The organism is Actinoplanes sp. NPDC051405 (assembly GCF_055586185.1).
This window is the reverse complement of record NZ_JBVJIR010000022.1, coordinates 1-6,603: the sequence shown is the minus strand read 5'-3', so window position 1 is coordinate 6,603 and position 6,603 is coordinate 1. Positions and strand designations below refer to the sequence as shown.

The 6,603-nt window shown below is 74.1% G+C and carries 8 protein-coding genes; 5 read left to right on the top strand and 3 right to left on the bottom strand.

Features of this window, described 5'->3' with window-relative positions; all coding sequences use genetic code 11:
- Positions 1–30 precede the first annotated feature (30 nt).
- On the top strand, positions 31–237 hold the full coding sequence (locus ACZ6S4_RS37020; protein ID WP_465479376.1) for an MbtH family protein: 207 nt from the start codon (positions 31–33) through the stop codon (positions 235–237).
- A 43-nt stretch (positions 238–280) separates the two neighbouring features.
- Here ACZ6S4_RS37020 and ACZ6S4_RS37015 read toward each other — a convergent pair whose 3' ends face one another.
- Positions 281–1,018, bottom strand: coding sequence for a VOC family protein (locus ACZ6S4_RS37015; protein WP_465479375.1), 738 nt, complete (start codon positions 1,016–1,018; stop codon positions 281–283).
- A 180-nt stretch (positions 1,019–1,198) separates the two neighbouring features.
- On the opposite strand from ACZ6S4_RS37015, the gene ACZ6S4_RS37010 reads away from it, so the two are divergent.
- The 4 genes from ACZ6S4_RS37010 to ACZ6S4_RS36995 all read left to right on the top strand — a co-directional run bounded on the left by ACZ6S4_RS37010 (position 1,199) and on the right by ACZ6S4_RS36995 (position 4,520).
- Positions 1,199–2,761, top strand: a complete 1,563-nt coding sequence (locus ACZ6S4_RS37010; RefSeq protein WP_465479374.1) for a GGDEF domain-containing protein — start codon at positions 1,199–1,201, stop codon at positions 2,759–2,761.
- Positions 2,762–2,824: 63 nt separating this feature from the next.
- Positions 2,825–3,544: a hypothetical protein gene (locus ACZ6S4_RS37005; RefSeq protein ID WP_465479373.1), complete on the top strand. Its 720-nt coding sequence runs from the start codon at positions 2,825–2,827 to the stop codon at positions 3,542–3,544.
- A gap of 4 nt (positions 3,545–3,548) precedes the next feature.
- A complete protein-coding gene (locus ACZ6S4_RS37000; protein ID WP_465479372.1) occupies positions 3,549–3,725 on the top strand; it encodes a hypothetical protein in 177 nt (58 codons plus the stop codon).
- Between the two features lie 42 nt (positions 3,726–3,767).
- Positions 3,768–4,520 (top strand): ZIP family metal transporter, encoded by a 753-nt coding sequence (locus tag ACZ6S4_RS36995; RefSeq protein ID WP_465479371.1) that lies wholly within the window; start codon positions 3,768–3,770, stop codon positions 4,518–4,520.
- 13 nt (positions 4,521–4,533) lie between these two features.
- Here the strand turns inward: ACZ6S4_RS36995 and ACZ6S4_RS36990 are convergent, their stop codons facing one another.
- Positions 4,534–5,628, bottom strand: coding sequence for a DICT sensory domain-containing protein (locus tag ACZ6S4_RS36990; protein ID WP_465479370.1), 1,095 nt, complete (start codon positions 5,626–5,628; stop codon positions 4,534–4,536).
- A 47-nt stretch (positions 5,629–5,675) separates the two neighbouring features.
- Positions 5,676–6,386 carry an ANTAR domain-containing protein gene (locus ACZ6S4_RS36985; protein WP_465479369.1) on the bottom strand — a complete coding sequence of 237 codons (711 nt, stop codon included), beginning with the start codon at positions 6,384–6,386 and terminating at the stop codon, positions 5,676–5,678.
- Positions 6,387–6,603: the final 217 nt, after the last annotated feature.

The following is a 6,603-nucleotide window of genomic DNA, read 5'->3' as shown; positions in this document are numbered from 1 at the left end:
ATCGATCCGAGCGAGAAAGAGGGGACAGAGATGGACGAGCACGAACGCTACGAGGTGCTGCGCAACGACGAGGAGCAGTACTCGCTGTGGCCGGTGGGGCTGGACGTACCGGCGGGCTGGCAGCGGGTCGGCAAGGAGGGCACCCGCGACGAGTGTTCCGGCTACGTCGACGAGGTCTGGACCGACATGCGGCCGCGCAGCCTGCGTGAGCAGATGGACGGCTCGGCCAAGGCCTGACGGCACGCGACCGGGCCCGCCGCGCCGGCGGGCCCGGGCCGCGTCAGGAGCTCTCCGGTACGGCGCAGAACGCGTTGCCCTCCGGATCGGTCAGCACCCAGTGGCCGCTCTCGTCGTCCGGGGCCCGCACCACGCCCGCGCCCAGCGCCAGCAGGTCGTCCGGGTCGCGGTCACGCAGCACCACGTGCCAGTGCAGCCGGTTCGCGCCGTCGCGGGCCTCCGGCACCGGATCGAAGACGAAGAAGTCCCAGGGAAAGTCGGGGGCGGCCCGGACCACGGCGGCCTCGCCCTCGGCCACCACCTCGCCGCCCAGCACCGCACCCCACCAGCGCGCCTGGGCCCGGGCGTCGCGGCACTTCACGACGAGCTCGAAGATGCCCGGGGGCCGGTCGTCGACCGCCGGGAAGGCGCAGAACTCGTTGCCCTCCGGGTCGGCCAGCACGTACCAGGGGTCGGTGCCCGGCCGGCGCAGCAGCCGGCCGCCCGCCGCGACGATGTGGTCGACGTCCGCGCCGGACAGCCGGACGTCCAGGTGCACGCGGCTCTGCTCGGTCGCGAGCCGCCGCACCTGGCGCACCCGGACGATCTCGTTGCGGGGCCGGCCGGGCCCGGGGTCGATGCGGAACGCCGCGGGGCCATCCTCGCGCACCGGCGCGCCGAGCACCGCGCCCCAGAATCGCGCGATGGCCGGCGGGTCCAGCGCCTGCAGGCTCAGGCCGTCGAACTGTACGGGCGGCAGCACGTATCGGGCGAGGTCGTCGGTCAGGGTCGGTCGAGACATCGTTCCTGATTACCCGTACGCGACGGCGATCGTCAATGTCGCGGGGCGCTTGTCCAGCTAACGGGTGGCGGTACCACGCGACGCACGTGGCGTGCGGCTCATCCGCTCAGCTCGGCCCGCGCGTGACCGATGAGGTGCCGGAGAAGGTCCGGGTTCGCGGCACGGGAAACGGTGAGCGGAATGAGCTCTGGGCAGGTACGCCCAGGAGTCGGCACGAGCGGCGGTGCGCCTGACCGGCTGCTGCGCGCCACGGTCGCCGCGACCGTGGCCTGGCTCGTCCTCTACACCGTGCTGACCGCGCTCAGCCAGGACTCGCCGCGGGCGGCGATGTTCGTCGGCGACATCCTCTACCTCGTGCCGCTGATCGCCGGGGTGCTCGTCGCCGGGGTGGCGGTCCGCCGGGAACGGGGGCGGCACCGCACCCTGTGGCAGGTGCTCACCGTGGCGTTCGCGGCGCAGCTCGCGGGCGAGAGCGTCTGGGCCGGCTACGACTATCTGACCCCCGACGGGCCGCCCGCACCGTCGGTGGCCGACATCGGCTACCTGCTCTCCTCGACGCTCATGGTGGTGGCGGTCCTGGTCGGCTTCGGCGGGGCGACCCGGCTGCGGCACCTGCGCGGCCTGCTGGACAGCATGCTGATCATCGTGAGCCTGGGTGCGCTGGGCTGGCAGATGCTGATCAGGCCGCAGCTCTCGGAGGGGATGGCGTTCGCCGACGCGGTCAACGTCGCGTACCCGCTGCTGGACGTGGTGCTGCTGGCCTGCCTGGGCATCGTCGGCCTGGCCGGGCACAAGTCGGTGCCGATGACGGTGCGGCTCGTCGGCGCCGCCGGGGCCGTCAACGCGGTCAGCGACATCGTCTACACCTACCTCGCCACCTTCAGCGACTACGACAGCGGCAGCTGGGTGGACGTCGGCTTCGAGATCGCGGCGGCGCTGTGCTTCCTGGCCGCTGTGGTCGCCGTACGGCGCCCGGAACCGCCCGCCGAGCCACGGTCCTTCGACCGGGGCATGCCGCTCATGCCGATCCTCATCTCGGTCACCGCCACCTCGGCGCTGGTCGCGTTCGACAAGGTGAGCGCCGGTGCGGTCGGTGATCTCACCCTGATCGTCGTCGCCGTCCTGTTCCTCACGGTCATGCTGCGCCAGTACCTGTTCGCGGCCGACCGGGCCGGTCTCGCCGAGCAGCTCGCCCTGGCCGTGACCGAGCAGCAGCGGCTGGCCGTGACCGACGGTCTCACCGGCCTCTACAACCGCCGCCACCTGATGACGATCGTCGACCGGCTGCGCGGCGCGCCCGCCGGCCGCCCGGTCAGCCTGATGGTCGTCGACCTGGACCACTTCAAGCTGGTCAACGACACCCACGGCCACCTGGCCGGTGACGCGGTCCTGCAGGAGGCGGCGGCCCGCATCACCACGACGGCCCGGGCCAGCGACGTGGTGGCCCGCTACGGCGGCGAGGAGTTCGTGCTGCTGCTGACCGACACCGACGGGGCGGAGGCCGAGCGGCTCGCCGAGCGGGTGCGCCGCCGGCTGCGCGAGACACCGATCGTCGTGGGGGACGCCGTCATCGCGCTGACCGCCTCGATCGGGGTGGCCAGCTCACCGGACGGCACGGTCCAGCATCTGCTCGAGGCGGCCGACCGGGCGCTCTACCGCGCCAAGGAACAGGGCCGGGACCAGGTCACCACCGTCGCCGCGCCGGTACGGGAGCCGGTCGCCGTACCGGGACCGACCGGCTGACCGGCGCCACACTGGCGCCACACTTCGGCCGGCACCGAACCGTTGCGGCCGTACCGTTTCGCCGTGCAGCAGATCAACGGCCGCGAGGCCGCCCTCGCCGTCCTGACCGACCCTCGCTTCGTGGTGCCGCCCGTGCCGCCCGGCGCGAGCGGCATCGCCTGGCTGCGGGCCGCGGTCGGCCGCTTCAGCTCGGGCCCGGCCCACGACCACCGGCGGGCTCTGGCCGTCGCGGTTCTCGACGCCGTGCCTCCCTCGACGCTGCGCACCGGCGGCGGGCACCCGGTGACCGTGCTGGCCCGGGCCCTGGGCATCGCCGAGCCGGTCACGGACCTGGTCCGCGAGGTGGCGCAGGCCTACCAGCCGGGCACCGGCGACGAGAGCCGGGCCGACGCGGCGGTCGACCGGCTGGTGACGATCCTCGGCGGCGGGTACACCGAAGCGACCGCGGCCCTGATCGGCGTGCTGACCCAGGCGTGCGACGCGACCGCCACGCTGATCGAGCGGGCCCGGCACCGGCCGGTCGACGAGGTGCTGCAGGACGATCCGCCGGTCCGGGCCACCCGGCGCCAGGCCCTGGTGGCGACCACGGCCGGCGGTGTGACGGTGCGGGCGGGGGAGGTCGTGCTGGTCGGTCTGGCCGGGGGACCGGCTTTCGGCGCCGGTCCGCGCCGCTGCCCGGGCCGCGACCACGCCCTGGCCCTCGTCGCCGGAGCCCTCGCGAGGGATTCACCGACCGTTCACGAGGAAACGCCGGACACCGCCCCCGGAACCGGCACAGACTGACCCGATGATTGTCCTCGAGATAGCGGGGCTGCTCATCCTGGCCACCGCCACCTGGCTGGTCCTGAACCGGCCGCAGTCCGGCTCCGGCGTCGTGCACCGCCGCCTGACCACGACGATGCTGGCGGCCGGTGGCGCGGTGCTCGCGGGCAGCCTGGTCGCCGGGGTCGTGCTGGCGTTCTGACCCGCGGCGTTTGAAGATCATCGTCGCGGAAACAGTGCGGCGATGCCGGGATGGTTGCAAGCGGGTGGGTGGGGACTGCTGGCGGGCTCGGCGCTGCTCGTCGGCGCCGCGGTCGGCTATCTGGCGCGGATCCCGCAGAAGATCATCGCCTCGATCATGGCCTTCGGCGCCGGGGTGCTGCTGTCGGCCGTGTCGTTCGAGCTGGTCGCCGAGGCCTACGCGAGCGGCGGGCTGCTGCCGACCGCGCTGGGCGCGATCGCCGGCGCCGTGCTCTACACCGGGGCGAACGTCCTGCTGGCCCGGCGCGGGGCCCGGCACCGCAAACGCTCCGGCGATCAGCAGCCCTCCGAGCAGGACCAGGGCGGATCCGGTACGGCGCTGGCCCTCGGCGCCCTGCTCGACGGCGTACCGGAATCGATCGTCATCGGCACCAGCCTGCTCGGCGGCGGCGCGGTGAGCGTGGCCACCGTGGCGGCGGTGTTCATCAGCAACGTGCCCGAGGGCCTGTCCAGCGCGGCCGGGATGCGTCGCGCCGGCCGCTCGCCCGCGTACGTCTTCGGGCTGTGGGGCGGGATCGCGGTGATCAGCGGTCTCGCCGCGCTGGCCGGTTACACCCTGCTGGGCGGCGTGGCTCCGAGCATCCTGGCCGCCATCACCGCGCTCGCGGCCGGCGCCATCCTCACCATGATCGCCGACACGATGATCCCCGAGGCCTTCGAGAAGACCCACCTGGCCATCGGCCTGATCACCCTGCTCGGCTTCCTGACCGCCTTCGCCCTGTCCCGCGCCGGCTGAGCACCGGGTGGGCTCACCGCGACGGCAGGGCGGCCACGGGAATGCCCTCGCCCACCGCCCAGGTCAGGCCGTCCCGGATGGCGTCCAGCGGCAACGGGCGGTCGCGGGTCACCGCCACCACCACGGTGGCCGTCGGCGGCAGGAACGGGTTGCGCTCACCCGCCGCGGCCAGCTCGGTGCCGACCCGGTAGGCCAGTTTCACCGCGTCGTCGTACGGCAGCGCCGGCATGACCAGCAGGAAGCTGTCCTCGTCCAGGCGGGTGATCCGGTCGGCCGGGCGCAGCACCGCGGCCAGGACCGCGATCAGGCCCTCGTTGCGCAACGCCAGCGTGCGGCGCCCGGTCTGCTCGGGCAGCACCCGCACCGGGGCCGGGCGGACGCCGAGCAGCGCCACCGGCAGCGTGCCCGAGGCGGTCACCCCGTCGGCTCCTGACCATCGGCGTACCCCGGCCTCGTCGGTCAGCGCCGCCTGGTGCCGGCCGCCCGGCGTGGCCCCGGCCGCGGGGGCGCGCAGTTTCTGGATCGTGGCGCGGTCGCGGTCGGTGCGTTCGGCCAGCAGCCGTACCGCCGCGTCGGCCCGGCCCTCGCCCGGCGTCGCCGGCAGGTGCCGGACCCGCTGCACGACGTCGTCGATCGCCGCGCGCGCGGCCGCGGGCAGGCGGTCCGCCAGCGCCTCGCGCAGGCGCAGCACCTCGTGCAGGGCGTCGTCGCGCCGGAAGCGCCAGTCGCCGTCGAACACCCGGCCGGCTTCCAGGGTGGCGGCTGCGGGATCGACCTCTTCGCGGTCATGAGCGACCAGCACGGCGCCGAAGCGCGGCGTCAGCACCGCGACGGTCCATTCGCGAGCCAGGTCCTCGGACTCGTGCAGCAGCACCGGGTACGGCCCGGCCGGCAGCTCCGGCGGGCGGGTGGCGACGACGCCGACCACCGCGACGGCCGCCAGCTTCGCGATCCGCTCGTACACCTGGCGTTCGCGTTCGAAGTACGGCAGCCGCTGGAACAGCGCGATGACCACCATGGGCCCGTCCTCGGCCACGGCCAGGGCCGCCTGCTCGATGGCGTGCGAGACAGTCACCAACGTGGACTTGGTCAGGCGTTTCTCGATCATCGGGCCGGACTCTACGGCGGTGGCCGGGGCTCCGCCACCGGTGCGTCTCAGGAGGGCCGGCCGGCCCGGGCGACCAGCGCCGCCGCGATGTCGCGGACCTTGCGGTTGCCCTGCTGCGAGACGCCGATGAGGATCTGGATCGCCTCCTCCGGGGTGCACCGCCGCTCGCCCATGATGATGCCCTTGGCCTGCTCGATGACGGCCCGGCTCTCCATCGCCACCTGCATCTGCTCGGCCAGGGTCACCTGCACGTCGTAGACGTGGGCGTTGGCCAAAGCCGCGGCGGCGTACGCGGCGAAGGTCTGCGCGAGCGCGACGGCCTCGTCGTCGAAGGCGTCCGGCGCGGTGGAGAAGACGTTGATCGCCCCCGTGACCCCCTCCTCCACGGGCAGACCCACGGCCAGCGCGCTGCGCACACCGGCGTTCCGGGCCCGGGCGGCCCAGTCGGGCCAGCGGCTCTCGCTCTCGGTGTGCGGGGTGGCCAGGGTCTGCAGGGAGGCCGCGGCATCCAGGCACGGGCCGTGTCCCCGCCGGTACTGCGCCTCGTCCAAGGCCAGGGCGAGCTCGGCGGTGAAGGCGGCGGTGGCCGGGCCGGTGGCGCGTACGAGGGTCACGGAGACCGCGTCGGCGCCCGGAACGGTGGCCCGGGCCAGCTCCGCGACGGTCTTCAGCACGCCGTCGAGGTCGGTCTCGCCGAGCTTGATCCGGCCGAGCCGGGCGAAGGCCTCGGCGGCGGCGGGCCGGTGCGTTTCGGACATCAGCAGTCTCCTCGCCGGCCTCGGTCGTCAAGGCCACACGCTACCCCTTGACGGCCCCGGCGAAGTTGAACCGGTTCAAGCGTTTTTCGCACAGGCCCCGCGAATCAGAAGCACCCGCGTGGGGGGGGGGGGGGGGGGGGGGGAGGGGGGGGGGGGGGGGGGGGAGGGGGGGGGGGAGAAAGCAGGGGGGTGCGGCAAAGGAAGGAACTCCCCCTCC

Bases quoted from the DNA above. Each gene is read 5' to 3' on its own strand.
- ACZ6S4_RS36995 (WP_465479371.1), top strand. From the start codon at position 3,768: ATGCCGGGATGGTTGCAAGCGGGTGGGTGGGGACTGCTGGCGGGCTCG.
- ACZ6S4_RS37015 (WP_465479375.1), bottom strand. From the start codon at position 1,018: ATGTCTCGACCGACCCTGACCGACGACCTCGCCCGATACGTGCTGCCG.
- ACZ6S4_RS37000 (WP_465479372.1), top strand. From the start codon at position 3,549: ATGATTGTCCTCGAGATAGCGGGGCTGCTCATCCTGGCCACCGCCACC.
- ACZ6S4_RS36990 (WP_465479370.1), bottom strand. From the start codon at position 5,628: ATGATCGAGAAACGCCTGACCAAGTCCACGTTGGTGACTGTCTCGCAC.
- ACZ6S4_RS37010 (WP_465479374.1), top strand. From the start codon at position 1,199: ATGAGCTCTGGGCAGGTACGCCCAGGAGTCGGCACGAGCGGCGGTGCG.
- ACZ6S4_RS37020 (WP_465479376.1), top strand. From the start codon at position 31: ATGGACGAGCACGAACGCTACGAGGTGCTGCGCAACGACGAGGAGCAG.
- ACZ6S4_RS36985 (WP_465479369.1), bottom strand. From the start codon at position 6,386: ATGTCCGAAACGCACCGGCCCGCCGCCGCCGAGGCCTTCGCCCGGCTC.